This is a genomic window from Methanolobus sp. WCC5, assembly GCF_045690325.1.
Lineage (GTDB): Archaea > Halobacteriota > Methanosarcinia > Methanosarcinales > Methanosarcinaceae > Methanolobus.
The window spans coordinates 449,436-466,346 of record NZ_CP146981.1 but is presented as its reverse complement, the minus strand read 5'-3'; the positions used below and the strand labels follow the sequence as shown (position 1 = coordinate 466,346).

At 39.6% G+C, this 16,911-nt stretch carries 14 protein-coding genes and 1 tRNA gene; 9 read left to right on the top strand and 6 right to left on the bottom strand.

Annotated features, from left to right (window positions below):
- Nucleotides 1–4 precede the first annotated feature (4 nt).
- Nucleotides 5–811, bottom strand: a complete 807-nt coding sequence (locus tag V7O64_RS02295) for a hypothetical protein (protein WP_407356421.1) — start codon at nt 809–811, stop codon at nt 5–7.
- A 243-nt stretch (nt 812–1,054) separates the two neighbouring features.
- On the opposite strand from V7O64_RS02295, the gene V7O64_RS02290 reads away from it, so the two are divergent.
- Entirely contained in the window at nt 1,055–2,167 is a 1,113-nt protein-coding gene (locus V7O64_RS02290) for a uroporphyrinogen decarboxylase family protein (RefSeq protein ID WP_407357366.1), read from the top strand.
- A gap of 82 nt (nt 2,168–2,249) precedes the next feature.
- On the opposite strand, the gene V7O64_RS02285 is transcribed toward V7O64_RS02290, so the two are convergent.
- Nucleotides 2,250–2,531 carry a carboxymuconolactone decarboxylase family protein gene (locus V7O64_RS02285; protein ID WP_407356420.1) on the bottom strand — a complete coding sequence of 94 codons (282 nt, stop codon included), beginning with the start codon at nt 2,529–2,531 and terminating at the stop codon, nt 2,250–2,252.
- Between the two features lie 269 nt (nt 2,532–2,800).
- Here V7O64_RS02285 and V7O64_RS02280 point away from each other — a divergent pair, with 269 nt between their 5' ends.
- From V7O64_RS02280 to V7O64_RS02270, 3 genes are all read left to right on the top strand, one after another.
- Complete coding sequence (locus tag V7O64_RS02280) at nt 2,801–3,712, top strand: RimK family alpha-L-glutamate ligase (RefSeq protein WP_407356419.1); 912 nt, start codon at nt 2,801–2,803, stop codon at nt 3,710–3,712.
- Between the two features lie 358 nt (nt 3,713–4,070).
- Nucleotides 4,071–4,607, top strand: coding sequence for a DJ-1/PfpI family protein (locus V7O64_RS02275; protein ID WP_407356418.1), 537 nt, complete (start codon nt 4,071–4,073; stop codon nt 4,605–4,607).
- Between the two features lie 181 nt (nt 4,608–4,788).
- Nucleotides 4,789–6,225: a TrkH family potassium uptake protein gene (locus V7O64_RS02270; RefSeq protein WP_407356417.1), complete on the top strand. Its 1,437-nt coding sequence runs from the start codon at nt 4,789–4,791 to the stop codon at nt 6,223–6,225.
- Nucleotides 6,226–6,292: 67 nt separating this feature from the next.
- Here V7O64_RS02270 and V7O64_RS02265 read toward each other — a convergent pair whose 3' ends face one another.
- Nucleotides 6,293–7,048 (bottom strand): MBL fold metallo-hydrolase, encoded by a 756-nt coding sequence (locus V7O64_RS02265; protein ID WP_407356416.1) that lies wholly within the window; start codon nt 7,046–7,048, stop codon nt 6,293–6,295.
- A gap of 88 nt (nt 7,049–7,136) precedes the next feature.
- Between V7O64_RS02265 and V7O64_RS02260 the strand changes: the two genes are divergently transcribed.
- Together V7O64_RS02260 and V7O64_RS02255 are read left to right on the top strand one after the other, a co-directional pair.
- Nucleotides 7,137–7,220 (top strand) — tRNA-Leu (locus tag V7O64_RS02260).
- Nucleotides 7,221–7,429: 209 nt separating this feature from the next.
- Nucleotides 7,430–8,362 (top strand): hypothetical protein, encoded by a 933-nt coding sequence (locus V7O64_RS02255; RefSeq protein WP_407356415.1) that lies wholly within the window; start codon nt 7,430–7,432, stop codon nt 8,360–8,362.
- Between the two features lie 47 nt (nt 8,363–8,409).
- Here V7O64_RS02255 and V7O64_RS02250 read toward each other — a convergent pair whose 3' ends face one another.
- Nucleotides 8,410–9,309: a HEPN domain-containing protein gene (locus tag V7O64_RS02250; RefSeq protein ID WP_407356414.1), complete on the bottom strand. Its 900-nt coding sequence runs from the start codon at nt 9,307–9,309 to the stop codon at nt 8,410–8,412.
- A 98-nt stretch (nt 9,310–9,407) separates the two neighbouring features.
- Here V7O64_RS02250 and V7O64_RS02245 point away from each other — a divergent pair, with 98 nt between their 5' ends.
- From V7O64_RS02245 to V7O64_RS02235, 3 genes are all read left to right on the top strand, one after another.
- Entirely contained in the window at nt 9,408–11,777 is a 2,370-nt protein-coding gene (locus V7O64_RS02245; protein ID WP_407357365.1) for a DEAD/DEAH box helicase family protein, read from the top strand.
- 104 nt (nt 11,778–11,881) lie between these two features.
- Entirely contained in the window at nt 11,882–13,117 is a 1,236-nt protein-coding gene (locus V7O64_RS02240; protein ID WP_407356413.1) for a restriction endonuclease subunit S, read from the top strand.
- A gap of 3 nt (nt 13,118–13,120) precedes the next feature.
- Nucleotides 13,121–14,674 (top strand): N-6 DNA methylase, encoded by a 1,554-nt coding sequence (locus V7O64_RS02235; RefSeq protein ID WP_407356412.1) that lies wholly within the window; start codon nt 13,121–13,123, stop codon nt 14,672–14,674.
- Nucleotides 14,675–14,826: 152 nt separating this feature from the next.
- Here the strand turns inward: V7O64_RS02235 and cas1 are convergent, their stop codons facing one another.
- Complete coding sequence (gene cas1, locus V7O64_RS02230) at nt 14,827–16,041, bottom strand: CRISPR-associated endonuclease Cas1 (RefSeq protein ID WP_407356411.1); 1,215 nt, start codon at nt 16,039–16,041, stop codon at nt 14,827–14,829.
- Nucleotides 16,041–16,823, bottom strand: coding sequence for a hypothetical protein (locus V7O64_RS02225; RefSeq protein WP_407356410.1), 783 nt, complete (start codon nt 16,821–16,823; stop codon nt 16,041–16,043). Before V7O64_RS02225 ends, cas1 begins: the two co-directional genes overlap by 1 nt.
- Nucleotides 16,824–16,911 lie beyond the last annotated feature (88 nt).

Genomic DNA, 16,911 nt, shown 5'->3' with positions numbered 1-16,911 from the left:
TTGCTTACAGCCTGACCTTCAGCACGATCATCTGCTCGTCTATTATATGATCACCATACATCAGGCGCACATAGACATCAGTCTCGCCATTTGGTGCATCCTCTTTTACCGGTATCATCAGTCCTTTAGTATAGGATGTTCCGCTCCTTGCCATTGACTGGCTTATATTTGTGGAAGCCTGTTCGGCTATGAGCTTGTTATCAACATCCGCAACAACCGTCAGCAGATCGGCAGGCACCGTGCTCTGTCCATGATTCTTTACTGAGAATGTAACGGTCGCGTTCTCTCCTGCCTTAAGTTCCCATGAGTCTGCTGCAGGTGTGCGCAATGAGGCCATATCCTGCACAAATCCAAGGAACTGTAGCTTTACATCCGGCAGTATGGTCACATTCACAGGAGCAGACTTCATCCTTTTGATCTGCTGTCCCTGCTCATCGATACCTGAAAGATAGCTGATGGTAACAGCAGAGTCATTCACATCTGTTTCAAAAGCAGGGGCTTTTACCTTTGCATTAATTATGGATGATTCGGCTTTGTTCACCTTTCCTGCAATGTTCAGGGAATCCGTTCCTGTGACAGAGAATGGTGTAAAACCCCAAACCTGTACGGAATCAATTGCCTGTGTATCATTATTGCTTACAGTCAGGGATATGTCCTGTTCGTGGAATTCTTTTATCACAACAGGGGAGACCTCAAGGAAGACGTTATCAGGATCCACAGGATCAACCGGCTCGGTTGTCGCACATCCTGATATCAGCACCAGGGCGATCAACGAGAATATTACCATTATCTTTTGGAATAATGCAGTCATAATAAGTACCTCATTTCATAGTTTGCGGGAAAGTTTAAAAATCCTTTGATGTTTTTTAGTTTATCTTTTATTTTTTTATTTGTATAGTAAAATAAAATGGGGTTTTATTCACTTCTTTTTTTATACCGGTCGATGATAAGATTAGGAAATCTTTTCCCTGAAAACCGATTAAAAGAATACTTATATTGGTGCACATCATATTCACCGCAAGATCAGTATATATCATTTATGGAGGAATCATTCCTGTCGGACCTGACATTAAAACAACGTTTCATTGCTTCTCTTGAAGGAAAAGATGTGGATAAGGTACCTGTCTGTTCGGTAACCCAGACCGGAATTGTCGAACTCATGGAAATGACAGGTGCGAAATGGCCGGATGCGCATTACGATCCGCAGAAGATGGCAACCCTGGCTATTGCAGCACATGAGATTACAGGACTTGAAGCAGTAAGATTTCCATTTTGTAACACGGTAATGGTTCAGACCCTTGGTTGTACCATCACAGAAGGCTCTTTTGACTCCCAGCCCCAGATAATCGATTTCCCCTGTAAGAAAAAGGAAGATGTTGAAGCAATTTCCTCAATGTCCGGGATGTCCGGGAATCTGGATGGGAGCGTATGCCCGGAACTGGCCCGGTCTGCTCAGGGATGCCTTACCATCCCTCAGGACCTGCTTGAAAGCAGAAGGATAAAGACAGTCCTTGAAGCAACCGATATCATTAAGAGCAGAGTTGGTGACGATGTTCCTGTGATCGCAGGAGTATTAGGTCCTGCGGGAATTGCCTGCTGTCTCTGCGGTGTTAAGAATTACCTTCGCTGGTGCATCACCAAACCTGATGTCCTGGAGGAACTTATCGCCCTGGGTGCCAGGGTATGTACCGAATATGCGAATGCACTGTTCGATCACGGGGCAGATGCTGTTGTTATAATTGATTCTGAGGCCGGTCCGGACCTGTTTCCCCCTCCGCTGTTCGAGTCCATGATAATGCCTCATTACAGGTCGATAACAAAGAAGATGAAAGGGCATTCGATCCTGCACATGTGCGGAGATGCTACCGATATCCTGGACAATATGGCAGATTCTGGATTTGAAGGACTTAGTATAGAAGAGAAAGTGGACCTTGCCTATGCAAACCAGGTTGTTGACGGCCGTGCTTGCCTTATCGGCAACGTGTCTCCTGCTTTTACATTGCTGGCTAAGACCCCGGAACATATCAAAAAGGAAGCAAAGCAATGTATAGAGGACGGAGCAGGCATACTTGCCCCGGGTTGCGGGATAGCCCCCCATACTCCCATTGAGAACATCAGGGCATTTGTGGCCGCCAGGGATGAATATTACAGGGAGAAAAAGAGATAAAGTGAAAAAAGTGATTCTTTAAAAGGTCCGATGCCTGCCATTTAAATGGACCTTGCCTGTTTTTATCATACTGTTCTGTAGTTCATAGTATCTTTTCATAGGCATTTGTCCAGTGAAGCTGTGAACCGGCTGCAATGAACATCGCAACAGACAAAGCTTCTGCGATCTCATCTTCTGTGGCTCCTTTTTCCTTTGCTCTCTGTGAATGGATTACAGCGCATTTCTCACACCTGAGCAATACAGAACAGGCAGTAGCTATAAGTTCCTTGGTCCTGGTATCAAGGGAATTATCCTTGAATATGGACGCACGCATGTTCGCAAAGGCTTCGGCTGTTTCAGGTAATCTTTCGTTCAGGTAGGTCATGGAAATTCTCCGTTCCTTTTATGTATATGATACTACAATAAAAGATCTTACATGGATGTGCCGGCATGTGTCATTATTTGCCCGGCTCATATTTTGTCCATATTCTGTTAATATTTTATTTATATTCTGCTAATATTTTACTCATGTTCTTTTTATATTTTGTTCATGCCCTGTTCTCTGGTTGCTGCAAGTACTTTCTGTTAATGCGGTAAAACCTATTTTTACTAGTAGAGAGTATTATGCCCAGCCCTGAAAAGAGGTTTTATCGATTGAAAGGATGGATACTTTATAAGACAGCTCAAAGCTCGCTGAGTCCGGAAGCCTACGAAATTCACCGGTTTATCGATGTTGCGAAGAAGAAAGGGATAGAAATAGAAGTAGTATGCCCTGACCAGTTCGATCTTGTGGTCACAAGGGAGGACCGCAAAAGTATACTGCTTGATGGAAAGACCGTTCCTTTGCCGGATTTTCTCCTGCCGCGTATGGGTGCGGGAACCAGTTATTTTGGCATGGCGGTGATAAGGCATCTGGAAAGACTTGGAGTCTATACCGTAAATTCTGCCCAGTGCATCGATACAGTAAAGGATAAACTCTATTCCCAGCAGATACTGGCGGAGAACAACCTGCCTGTTCCCAGGACCATGCTTGGAAAGTACCCGATAGATGATGAGCTGGTCGAGAAATACCTGAAATTCCCTCTGGTGGTGAAGACACTTTCAGGATCCATGGGAAAAGGGGTCTTTCTTTGTGAGAGCAAGTCCCAGTTCAATGACCTGATGGGACTGATACACGTGACAAATCCAAAGCTGAACATAATCCTTCAGGAGTTCATAGAAACAAGCAGGGGAAAAGACCTGAGAGTATTTGTTGTGGGAGGAAGGCCTATAGCCTGTATAGAACGCAGTTCAAGTGATAATAATTTCAAAGCAAATTTTTCCAGAGGCGGCCAGGTCACAGAGCTAGCGATGACACCGGAGATAAAATGGCTGGCAACAGAGACCGCAAAACTCTTCGGGCTGGAGATCGCAGGTATAGACCTGCTTTTTGACGGGCGGCATTTTAAGGTATGCGAGGCAAACTCCTCACCTGGTTTTAAAGGCATCGAGAGTTGTTGCGATATAGATGTCGCTGATGAGATATACAATTTCATAAAGATCCGTCTTGGCAGATTTGAGGACTGACAGAATATCTGAAAAAGCAAATTAGATTCTAGTCCTGTAAAGATATCAGCTATCTTTGTAATTATAGCTGATCTTCACGTATTTGCACATGTTTTTCGCAACTTTTCTTTTTTCTGCCCCATGTTCCTTTTTTGTGGCTTCTGCTCCCTGATTCCACTACTTTTGTTTTTCTCTTTTCCTTTGCAGTTCGTCAGGTATAAGTAATTGAAATGAAAAATTATCTGATTAAGTGTATAATAATAAAAAGTCGATAAATGGTCGCCTTACAATTACTCTCTTAATCCAGAGAGCTTACCGAAAAGTTGAAAAATCATATGGATAAGTTGGGTAGCAATAAGCTGGGTATTAAAGTGATATTATGTCAGATCTAGATAGCAAAAAAGTTCTAATGGTTGTCGCACAGGAAGGTTTCAGGGATGAGGAGTTCTTTGAACCAAGGGAAATATTTGAGGATGCAGGACTCTCTATCACTATTGCAAGCAAGACCACAAATGAAGCTACAGGGGCACTTGGAAGGAATGTAAAACCGGATATTTCCATAGATAATGTTATTATTGCGGATTACGATGCAATTGTCATTTCAGGAGGGCCTGGCTCAAGAAAACTGCTCTGGCCGGATAAGAGACTTCAGAAACTGGTTGCAGATGCCTTTGAACAGGAAAAGGTCGTTGCTGCCATTTGTGTATCGCCTGTTGTACTTGCAAGGGCAGGTGTACTTGAAGATAAGAAGGCCACGGTCTTTAAGGATCCCGAATCCATAAGGGAACTTGAAAAGGGTGGAGCCACCTACGAGGACATGGATGTCATTGTTACGGATAACATTGTAACAGGACGTGACCCCGCATGTGCCGAGAAGTTCGGTGAGGCGGTTGTTGAGACCCTTAAGAAATGGTAAGATCATAAAAGGCTTTAAAAATCCTTTATAATGAGGCAAAGGAATATATGTGCATTCTATTGTAGTCTTTATTCCTCTGCAGAAAGGGCATATTTATAAATGATTGGAAGATTGTTAAAAGCATGACCCTTTTGCCCGTACTCCTGAATAAAGAAGTCCTGCATGACGTGTTGTGTCTGCTATGAGACATAATGTAGTTCTGGGGGTACTGGGCCCGGTTCTCTGGCTGCTTGCTGTTTTTATGATAGTTCCCCTGCTGGTTGCTGTTTACTATGGGGAGACCCTGATCACCTTTGCATTACCTCTTCTGATAACTGTACTACTGGCGACTTTCTCTACATTGTTCTTTAAGAGGAAAGAAGAGGAATGGAACCTGAAAGAAGGCTTTTTCATTGTGGCTATCGGATGGCTGGTTGCAGCGATGATCTGTGCCCTTCCATATATACTGGAAGGCGTGCCTCCCCTGAATGCACTGTTCGAATCCATGTCTGGTGTTACGGCTACCGGGGCAACGGCACTTAAGGACATAGAGGTTCACAGTAAAAGCCTGCTGTTCTGGCGAAGTATGACCCAGTGGCTGGGAGGTATGGGCATTATCATGCTTTTCATTGCCATCCTGCCAAAGCTGGGTGTTGCCGGACGACAGATGTTCCGTGCAGAGGTTCCCATATTGCAGGAGGAAAAACTGCGTCCCCGGATAAGGGGTACGGCCAAGATCCTGTGGCTGGTCTATGTTGTGCTGACGATCATTGAATTCATCGTGCTCAGCATTGCAGGACTCTCACCTTATGATGCCATTACCCATACGTTCACATCCATCTCATGCGCCGGATTCTCACCTTACTCAAACAGCATAGCAGCTTTTGGGGATCCTGTTGTGGAATCGATACTCATGGTGTTCATGTTCCTGGGAGGAGCGAATTTTGCCCTGCACTACAGGACATTATTTAACGACAGGAAAAGCCTGGTCAATGATCAGGAGTTCAGGTTCTATTGTGCAATAATCGCAGTTGCCACTCTTTTGCTTGCTTTCATGCTTTTCCGTGATGAGGTCTATTCACTTACAGATGCTTTAAGGTACAGCAGTTTCCATGTGATCTCCATCATTACGACCACAGGCTATGCAACGGTGGATTTTAACATGTGGCCGGATTCTTCCAGGTTCATTCTCTTTTTGCTCATGTTCATCGGAGGATGTGCCGGCTCCACTTCAGGCGGCTTTAAGGTTGTGCGTGTGCTCCTGTTACTAAAACATGCCAATAATGCCCTTTTCAAGGCGATACACCCCAAGGCTGTCAAACCGATTCGCTTCAACAACAAGGTAATACCGGAAGAGATCATCAGCTCCATCGTGTCCTTCCTGGTAATATATATCATGATCTACTTTGCCAGCTCAACATTGCTGGTATTCATGGGCATGGATATGATCACCGCAATGAGCGCGTCTATTGCAACCCTTGGTAATGTGGGTCCCGGTCTTGGTCTTGTTGGTCCCATGGAGAGCTTTGACAATATACCGGACCCTGGCAAGCTGCTCCTGACCGCAAACATGTGGATCGGAAGGCTTGAGCTATTTACGGTTATGGTATTGCTGACACCTGCTTTCTGGAAGAAGTGAGCTAGCTGCAGATGCATGAAATGAAAGGTTACCCCCGCCCTGCGGATGCATCTTCTTTTTCTTTAGATCATACCTTTATTTCCATGAGGTCCTTTGCGATGACCACTTTGCCTGTAAAGTATTTCCTTATGTGGTCCACAGCCTCTCTTTCATGTCCCTGCATGTGGGGGTAGAGGTGTGTGAGGTAGAGCTCCTTCACGTTGAGCGGGTGTTCTTCCATCATCAGGGTGAGCATGTCTGGTGTGCTGTGGTTGGTCATGGGAAAGCCCAGCGGGAAGGAGCATTCGTGTATGAGCACATCCGCACCCTCTGCCAGCTCCATCACTTCCTCGCAGGGCTCGGTGTCTCCTGTATAGACCACGGCCTTGCCGTTATTTTCGATGCGATAGGCCAGGGAGTTGTCTGTGTGCATGGTCTTTGCGCACCGTATGACACAACCGGAGCCCTGGGGGCTGAACCTGTCCCCTGGCGAGAGTTCTGTTATCTTAACGGTGAACCTGTCCCTGAGATAGTCATAGGCATCCATCGTCTTCCCGAACCATTCCCTTGTGCCCTGCGGCCCGTATATCTGCATGTCCGTCTTTCCCACAAGCCAGTTGGCCTTGATGAGTGCCAGCACATCCCCCACATGATCAAGATGCAGATGTGTGATAACTATGGCATCAATACCCTTATGATCATGCCCGCTCTCATAGATCCGTCCAAGGACCCCGCACCCGCAATCAAAAAGCAGCAACGAGTCCCCCATATCAAAGAGCACACCCGACTGCACCCTGCCAGCCTGCGGTATGCCAACTCCTGTTCCAAGTAATGTGATCTCCATACCTGCTATAATAAGGCTTAAGTAACTTAATTGTTATTATCTGGTGTTCAAAACCACATGACCGGCATACGACTGTTATTATTCTACTGCGAGGGTTGCCCAGCCGGTCAAAGGCGCCGGACTTAAGATCCGGTATCGAAGGATTTCGTGGGTTCAAATCCCACCCCTCGCACCTAGGTTTTGGGTAATAGGTATCCTGAAAAATAGATACTCAGAATTTTAAGAAGTTCGTTTATTCTTTATGGTCTACATATCTAAATGTAAAATTTTTACTAGATTTTATACATTTACAAATTATTAAGCATGGAGGTATAAAAAAACATTTTTAAAGTTAGAAGTATAATCTTGTTAACAGTAAAATAAAGATTCAATGTGATTTAAGTGGAAAAACATTCTAATTTTCAAAAGAAGGTATTTACATTTGCACTTATTTTTCTTGTAATAAGTAGTCATGGATGTATTGCTATATCTAACATTCAAGAAACAAATCAAGATACTTACTCTAATGATATCAAAATCATTTCAACTATTTCTGACTTGGAAATGTTTGTTGAATCGGACCCAACAGGAAATTTTAATCAAAGCTTAATATATTTGCTGTCTGCCCTTGAAAACCACGATTCTTCATACGAAAAAGAAATGGCTTCACAAACCGCCTATTCAATTTCGCTAGAAATGGAAAACTATGGCCTAGAGCCTTTGGATGTTAAGCTTTTACAAGATTATGGAAACTATGAATTTGAAATGAAACGAGTTAACAGAGTTATCGCTGTCCTTAATGAAAATATGGACTATGATTTTAAAACAATACCATTAGATAGAGCCTCACATTACAAGTTCATTCAGCTATTGAATAAAGGCGAAAAGCATTTGCCAGTGATTAATTCATACAACGAATTATTAGTAGCTTCTGATTTAGTTCTTGAAGATCGAAACAATGAGGAATATGTAAGAATATTTTATATTTGTGCTTTTTTACTAAGCGTAGATGTATTTTTAATTGAGACTGGTGGAATTCATAAAACAGCGTTTAAGTCAGTTGGATCTTTAAGCACGGAATTAAAATTAATGAAATCTGTCCCATATTTAGGTTACAGTGGATATGGCTTATTACTTAGCACTATTTATTGGTCCATCAGAGGATATGTAGAGGGATTTAAAAACGATATCTTTGAAATTATTCGAGATGGTTCATCTGAAGACATTATTAAAGAATATTCAATCAAAATCTCTCAAAAATCTTTGATGGAGGAAGCAAATAAGACCAAAAGTAAAATGGGAGAAATGGGTATAAACTTGCCTGAATTCATTTAAAGAAGTTAGTTCTTTCTAGTTTTCCAATACCCAATAATACCTCAAAGTTAAGTTTTGGAGCTTGAACCATATTTTGAACAATATTCATCTAGAAGGTCTACTGTTCTAAAATGAAGTTCGATTAAATCATTCAAATATCTAACAAGAGGTAATTTACGTGTGTAAATCTTTGTAGGATACATTTCTTTAGTGTATCTTATTGTATCAGGATATCTCGCAATTATTGAATGACGAGTAGCTATACTTGATAGAATATAAAGAGGAGCTGCAATCCTTGATAACTCAAATAACTGTAACAGAACTTTTCTGATTACGTTTGTTAATTCTTCAATATCAACGTTAGAAGAATGTAATTCATTTTTTATTTCTAGTAAAGCTTTATCGTCAATTTGATCTAAACCCTCTGCCCACTCAATTATTTTGTTAGTTAATGCTTCCCATTCCTCTTTACTTAGAGAAAAACTAGGTAATTCCTTTAAAGGCTCAAGTAAATCTGAATCTATTCTCTCCAAGTCTCTCAAAATAATCTGAATTTCGTTTGCTGACAAAAAAGTAGGACTGAATTTTGCTTTTTGAAGGGACCCAATTTCTTTTAACTGCGACTCGCATTCTTCAATACTTTCCTCCATTAAATCAGTAGATATGCCACTTAAAGAATACAATTCACTTAATTCAGGTGCTTCTACAAGCCGTTGAAGGGTCCTTTTAGACTTTAATCGTTGTTCTATAATCAAGTTTTGATATATTTTTGTAGGATCATGTCCGATATCCAACATATCTTGCTCAGTATACTTCCCTGAGAACAAAGCTAATGCTTTGTTCGCTTTTTCAACGCTTTGAGAAAAGAAAAAAACAGCTTGAGGATAAAGATTATGTTCATATGAACTTTTTGACGCTTTTAAATCCATTTTTGCCAGTTTGATATATTCTTTTATTAACTTCTGCATTATAAACACCAACAATATTATAAAATTAATCTGAGATTAAATCTAACATAACACATTTATAATTTATTGTACAATTCTTACTACTCAATTATTTCTTGATGGTAAAAATGGGATATAACGAAGCAGATACCAGAGCAAAACTTATTGATCCAAAACTTCATTCAATCGGCTGGAAAGAGGATCTAATAAGACGTGAAACTACTGCTGGTGCTGTTGAAATTATAAACGGCAAAACAAAAAGGAAAAGCGGTAAAGCAGATTACCTTTTATGCTTACCAACCACTAAAGGCCAAAATCCGTTGCCTGTTGCAGTTATTGAAGCCAAAAAAGAAGACGAATTTGCTGGCTTTGGTATTGATCAGGCCAAGGAATATGCAAAGTATCTCAATGTTCCTTATGTGTTTTCAACCAATGGGCATTCCTTTGTATCCTATGATGCTTTTAATAAACGCTTTAGTGATGAGCTTCCTCTGGATCAGTTTCCTACTCCTGATATATTAAAATCTCATTATGAAACAGGAAAAGGCTTGTCTCTTGAAGATGAAATTGCAAAACCTTTACTTGTGCCCTATAAAGGTGGTCAATCAGAAAGGCGTTACTACCAAGATGCAGCCATTAGAGCTACATTTGAAAAGATAGCCTCAAAACAGGAGAAATGGAACAGAGTTTTATTGTCTCTTGCAACTGGATCTGGTAAAACACGGATAGCCTCTCAGATACTTTACAAGCTCGCTGAAACCGGACAACTCAAGAAGGCTTTGTTTGTCTGCGACAGAAATGAACTGAGAAAACAAGGCTTTGGCCGGATGTTTGCTGTATTTGGAGATAATGCTGATTTTGTTGAAAATAAAGATCCAAAGAAGAATGCTCGTATTATTGTTTCTACTTATCAGGCTCTTGGTATTGATGAAGAAGGAGATGAATCGTTTTTCCTTGAGCATTTCCCGAAGAACTACTTTAGTCACATTATTATTGATGAGTGCCACAGGAGTGCTTGGAACAAGTGGAGTATTGTTCTGAAGAACAATCCCGATGCAGTCCAGATAGGCTTAACGGCTACGCCAAGGCAGATTAGCGGAGGCAGTGCCGATGAGAGAGGCCAAGATGAGGAAATCAGTCGGAATAACATAGAGTACTTTGGTGAGCCGGTTTATGAATATCCATACCATAAAGGATGGGAAGACGGTTATCTGGCAGCCTGTGAGATTGTAAAAAGGCATCCTGATATTGATGATAGATTACTTAGTGGACAAGAAATCGTTAATATGGGTGCTAGGGATGCAAAGACAGGTAATCTACTGACAATTCATGATACAAGAGAAGCTTATGGCAAGAAAAACTATGAAAGAGATCTCATCCTGCCTGATAGAGTTAAAGCCATGTGTGAAGATCTGATGAGTATGTTTGAAGAGACTGGCGGTCTCAAGCAGAAAACAATAATTTTCTGTGTAAACGACAAGCATGCTGGTGATGTGGCTAATACATTAAACAATCTCTATGTTGAAAGAGAACTACCTGAATGTGAGAAATTTGCTTTTAAGTGTACTCAAAAAGGAATCTCAGCAGGAACTCTTGGTGAATCTCAGGAAGTGCTTATAGCAAACATGAGAGGAAGCCAAAACTCGCATTTCATTGCAACAACCGTTGACTTACTAACGACAGGTGTTGACATCCCTTGTGTTCAAAATATTGTTTTCTTCAATTACGTGAATTCACCTATCCAATTCTACCAGATGGTAGGCCGTGGAACAAGAATTGATGAAGGCTTTAACAAATATATGTTCAGGATTTATGATTACACTAATGTCACAAGATTATTTGGTGAAGATTTCATTTCAAATCCAAGATCTGCTCCTTCAAAGCCTTCAATGAAAAGCACGGGTGAGAAAAGAAAGATAGCAAAAGTTCAGGGTTATGAAGTAGAGATCAAGGATGAAGGAACTTTTATCCTGATGCGTGATGATGAAACCGGAAAAGAAAAGCCTGTTACTGTAGAGGAATATAAGGAACAGTTAGCAGCTTCTCTAGTGGATCAGGCAAAAGATATAGACCTCTTAAGAGAAATGTGGATTAATCCTGAAGACCGCAAACACCTTATTTCAGCCCTACCAGGCGGCAATCAAGGTGCATATCTATTGCGGGAATTGCTTGAACTGGATGATTGTGATCTATTCGACCTATTCGCTGAGATTGGTTTTGGAGTTCCTGCTAAGACTAGAGATGAAAGAGTTGAAGCTTTTGATTACAAAAATAAGGTATGGCTTATGAGCTTACCTTCTGACTCCTCAGAAGTTATCAAGGCACTAGCAGACCAGTTTAGAGAGAATGGTATTGAAGAACTGGAAAGCAAGGATGTCTTCAATATTCCTTCCGTGAAGGTTGCTGGTGGTATAAGGGCTCTTGGTAAGATTGGAGTAAAGGTAAGTACACTGATTAGTGATGTGAAAGAAAGATTATTGGCTGCTTGAAAGTTTTGATCAGGTTTTTCACAAACTGTTTTATTCTTCCATGTTATATTGAAGTCAGATTCCATATACAGCTTAAAGCATGAAATAACCGGAAGTTCTGAAAAATGGGAAAGGAAAAATTACCTGAAGGATGGAAAATACTGCCTATCGGCAAATGCGTAGCTGATGATTTATCTGGTTTTGCTTGCTCACAGAACAAGTTAGTTGAGGAAGGGGGCTATGTTCAATTAAGACCATTCAATATAGAGAATGGCAAACTAAATTTAGATACTTTGTATCAAGTTCCTCTTGACATTGTTGATGAAAACAAATATTACCTTGAAAAAGGAGATATTTTATTTAATAATACTAATAGTACAGAATTAGTGGGAAAGTCTGCTATTGCTAATGAAAGATATAGCTTTGCTTTTAGTAATCATATAAACAGAATTAGACTTGATACTGATGTTGTTTTGCCTCAGTTTTTCCATAGTTATCTCAGTTATATGTGGGCCAAAGGTCACTTTGCTAAACATTGCAAGAAATGGATTGGACAATCGGGATATACTTTGACTAGTCTAAAAAATCAACCAATACTTATTCCTCCTATTGATGTTCAACAAGAAATTATTACTAAACTTGAAAAACAAATAGCTGAAATTGAAAATATAAAGAAAGAAATTACTATCCAAGAGCTTAAAATAAATCAGATATTCGAAGGTTATTTGAGTTCGGTTTTCAAAGATTTGAAAGATTTTTCTTTAGAAAAGAAAATAAAAGACTTCTGTGAAAATCCCCAATATGGATACACGGTGCCAGCATCCAAAGAGAAAATAGGTCCTAAATTATTAAGAATCACAGATATTCAAAATAATCATGTCAATTGGGATACTGTTCCTTATTGTAATTGTCCATCTGAAAAATATAGCCAATATGAATTGAAAAATAATGATATTGTTTTTGCTAGGACAGGCGCAACAACTGGGAAAAGTTTTTTAATTAAGAATCCAGAGAACAGTGTATTTGCATCATATTTGATTAGGCTTAAAATAAAAGATGAAAATGTACTGCCAGAATATTTGTATTTATTTTTTAAAAGTCCCTCTTACTGGAATCAAATATTAAAACACTCCAGAGGGGGTACAATGCCAAATTTTAATGCTACAATGTTAGGTAATTTAAAAGTTCCAATAATAGATATTAGTATGCAACACAAGATCATAAATCATTCAAATGGAGTTTATGAATTGTATAAACAATTAGCAGATATCAACTCGCTTCAATCTATTGCAGTCAACCAGCTACCTGAATCGATCCTAAATGAAGTGTTCAGTAAATACGAAATCCCAGAGAAGGTGTAAATCATGGCTAAAAATAATGGAAGAAATGTTTCTGATCAATCCAGCATGAATGCATACATAAAATCAATTTGCGATATCATGCGTAGGGATAATACCAAAGGTGCCATGGAGTATATTCCCGAACTTACATGGATGATGTTTTTGAGGATTCTAGATGAGAAGGAAGAGGAAGAACAGCTTCAAAGTGAGGCAGTAGGCGATAACTTTGAGCCTTCTCTAGAATATCCTTACAGGTGGAGAGATTGGGGAAGTCCTGATGGAAAAAAGAGAAAGGAACTTCAGGCAAGCCATATGAATGCCTTTCTTGATTTTGTCAATGAAGATTTAATTCCTCACCTGAAAGCTTTCGATGATCATGAAGAGAATCCAAATGCTACTAAGAGACAGAAGATAATTTCCCAAATATTCAGGAACCTCAATCATACAAGATTAGGTAGTGAAAAGAATCTATTGGATGTTCTGGACAAAGTTGAACACTTGACATCTGAAAATATAGACGCTACACATCAGTTCCCTCTATCACAAGTCTATGAAGGTTTGCTTCTCAAAATGGGTGAAAAGAACAATGATGGAGGACAGTTCTTTACACCAAGAGAAGTAATCAGGGCAATGATAAGGGCTGTTAAACCAGATGTAAAGCACAATGGTGAATATACAACCTTCTATGATCCTGGCTGTGGTACAGGTGGTTTTCTGGCTGAAAACTATACATACTTAATCAATCCAGAACTATCCGGCTTAAAACTCACTGCTTCAGATTACAGCCATCTCAAACATTATGCTTTCTGGGGTTTAGATAGTAGCTTTACAGCTTTTCCTATAGCCCTTGCAAACCTTGTGTTACATGGAATTGACCAGCCACATATAGGTTTGAAAAATACTCTCAGTGGTAGAGTAACATACATGGATCTTTTTGAAGATTCACCATACAAATTCAATTATATCTTCACCAATCCTCCATTTGGAGGCAAAGAAGGGGAAGATGCAAAGGCCAATTTTGCCTTTAAGACAAGCAATACTCAAATATTGTTCATACAACACATCATTGATCATTTAACTGATGATGGAACTTGTGCAATGGTCATAGATGAAGGTGTTTTGTTTGGAACCAATGAAAATGCCTTTATTCAGACAAAGAAAAAACTTCTAGATGTTTGTGATTTATGGTGTATTGTAAGCCTTCCACAAAAAGTATTTTTAAATGCTGGTGCTGCTGTAAAAACAAATCTACTCTTCTTCACTAAAGGCAAAAGCACTGAGAAAATCTGGTACTATGATATGTCTGACATTAAAGTTCTGAAGAGAAGCCCTCTTACACTTGATAAGTTTGATGATTTTCTGATGAGGCTTCATTCAGACAAGGAAGAAGATAAGATCAGTGAGAAAAGCTGGTATATGGATATTAATACCATCAAGAAAAAGGACTATGATCTCAAGGCGGTCAATCCTAATACCACTGAAAAGGAAATACCAAAACCGGCTGAATTGATAAAGATAATTGAAGAATCTCAGGCAAAGATTAATGAAAGCTTACAGAAGCTCAAGGAATTAACTTGAGTTTCAATCATTTTCGTCTGTCTTCTTGTCTGTCGTTTATTTCTCCCATGTCTATTGGACTTGTCTCCAAGTAGTTGTCTCTTCTGTCTCCTAGATTTGTCTCCTGGTTTCCTATGACAAGCGACAAAGGAGACAGCTAAACGACAACAAAATTAGGTAGTTGCAACAAGTTTCTCCCACTTATCCAAACGTTCTTTATTATGAGCATTAAGTGTAAAAGGCTTATCTGCCTTCGCATTTTGCTTCATGTAATGCAAAGTACCTTTTGAAAATCCTAGTTTTTTCCAATCCGAATATGAAATACTTAGTATTTTCTGTCGTATGTCGCTTGTATCCTGTCTCTTTGTCTCATACTGTGGCTCTACAAAATCTGTCTCCTGTCGCTTACCAACCAAAAACTGAGCCAATTCCCTAGTTTTCAGGAACATGACATAACTCCACATTGTCATATTGCCTTGGTAACTAACTCTTTTGTTAAACCATAGGTTAATCTCTTCAGTTAGCTTCTTAGCTCCGCTTGGTCTTAGCCTCAGAGAATAACTTTCTGTTCTGATGAAATCTTTCTTCTCCATGTGATCTTGTTCTATGAGACTCAAAACAGCGAGATCTACTAAGAACCTGAAAGGCTCTTGCAGGTCATAAGCCAAGCTATTCTTGCTAGTTGTCATTTCGTGTAAAAAGCCCACGTGAGGATCTAGCCCCACAGCGTTGATGGCGCGGAGGGCCTCTGCCTCTAACAAAGCATAGCCGTAGTTAAGCATAGCGTTTACCATGTCCCCTGCGCCTGTGGCCCTCCGGCTCGAATCAATTCTTGATTCAAAATCGTATTTCTCAGGAATTGCTTTTGCAAACTCATTCCAATACTTGTAGGCAACTCCGCCCTCAACACCCATTATTTCCTTGATGGTCTTGGCCTTCTCTAGTTTCTCAAAGTCCTCTGTGAAATCGTAATCTATTGAAGGATAGCGTTGTTTGAGATAATCGAGTACCACCTGAGTCTTGTCAAACTTAGCCTCGATAAAGTTCTTTGCTATCTTGACTCTTGCTTTTTCATCTTCAAATGCATGGTATTGAGCAAACTTAGTTTTGACATTAGTGCTTTCAGGTGGGAGCATTGTAGTCAATAATTTACCGTCCCAGTTGAGTATTGAAATCTGAACATTATGTTTTATCAGCCATCTGATTGCATCAATTGTAAGATTTCCGTTCTGACCATAGATGATAATGCTATCAATATCCATTCTCTTTGGAGAGAAAACATATTCTTCGGGAATTTCAGTTGTCGAGAATCTTCCATCCTTGACATGTAGTTTAGCCCCATTGACACGCATATCAATGCCATGACCGTTTAGTAACAGGAATCTCATTATATATCAACTCCAGGAATCTTAATACTATCATCAGGTGGAATGATACGCAATCTTGCTCTAGCAGTATTTTTTATTCCGCGAAGTGTGTTTGCACTCTCTATTTTTCCTTGTTTGATAAGATTTCTTTCAACTTCAAAAAGCTCTGTTCTGTGATTTTCAATTACTCTAGCTGTGAATATTTTATCATAATCCTCCTCTACAGAAGAAAGGTCTTCCATATTCTCAGCATCCATGATTAATTGTTCAACAATAGACTTATCGTTATAAACTCCAAGCAAAGCAAAAACATATCCTCTAAAGCTTGGTTTCTTTTTGGGAGAAATAGGATACTTTTCTAGTAAGCTCTTTAAAGAATCCAAGTAAGCTTTTTCTTTATTAGGCCGAATCCCTTTTTCAATAACATGCCGATAGAGAAGAATCAAAATATTAAATGTAAGGTTTAAATCATCCTCGCCTAAGTTTTTAGCAAGGACATCCAATTGAAGAGGATCTAAAACATAGGCATCTTCATAGCTGAATATTTCTGATATTACTAAATTCTTATCTGCAATATCTCCTTCTTCAAAAAGTTTGAATATTTCATCAACGTGAAGTCTGATTCCAGCGGTTTGTTTTAATGAAATATACGAGGCTCTTTTATCCGTTTCCTCTATTCCGTATTTAAATAAATCTTCGTACTTTATAATTGTAATAATTCCTCTTTTAGCCATTTTGTCAATTTTATGATTGAGAGTTATCTTACTATAACCTCGTTTTTTTTCATTTCCTTCCCTGACCATATTTATGAGGTCGCGCCTTCTGACATAACCTCGTTTTTCTAGTATAGTAAGTATACTATTATCAAAAGTAATAGTCTTTTTATAAATT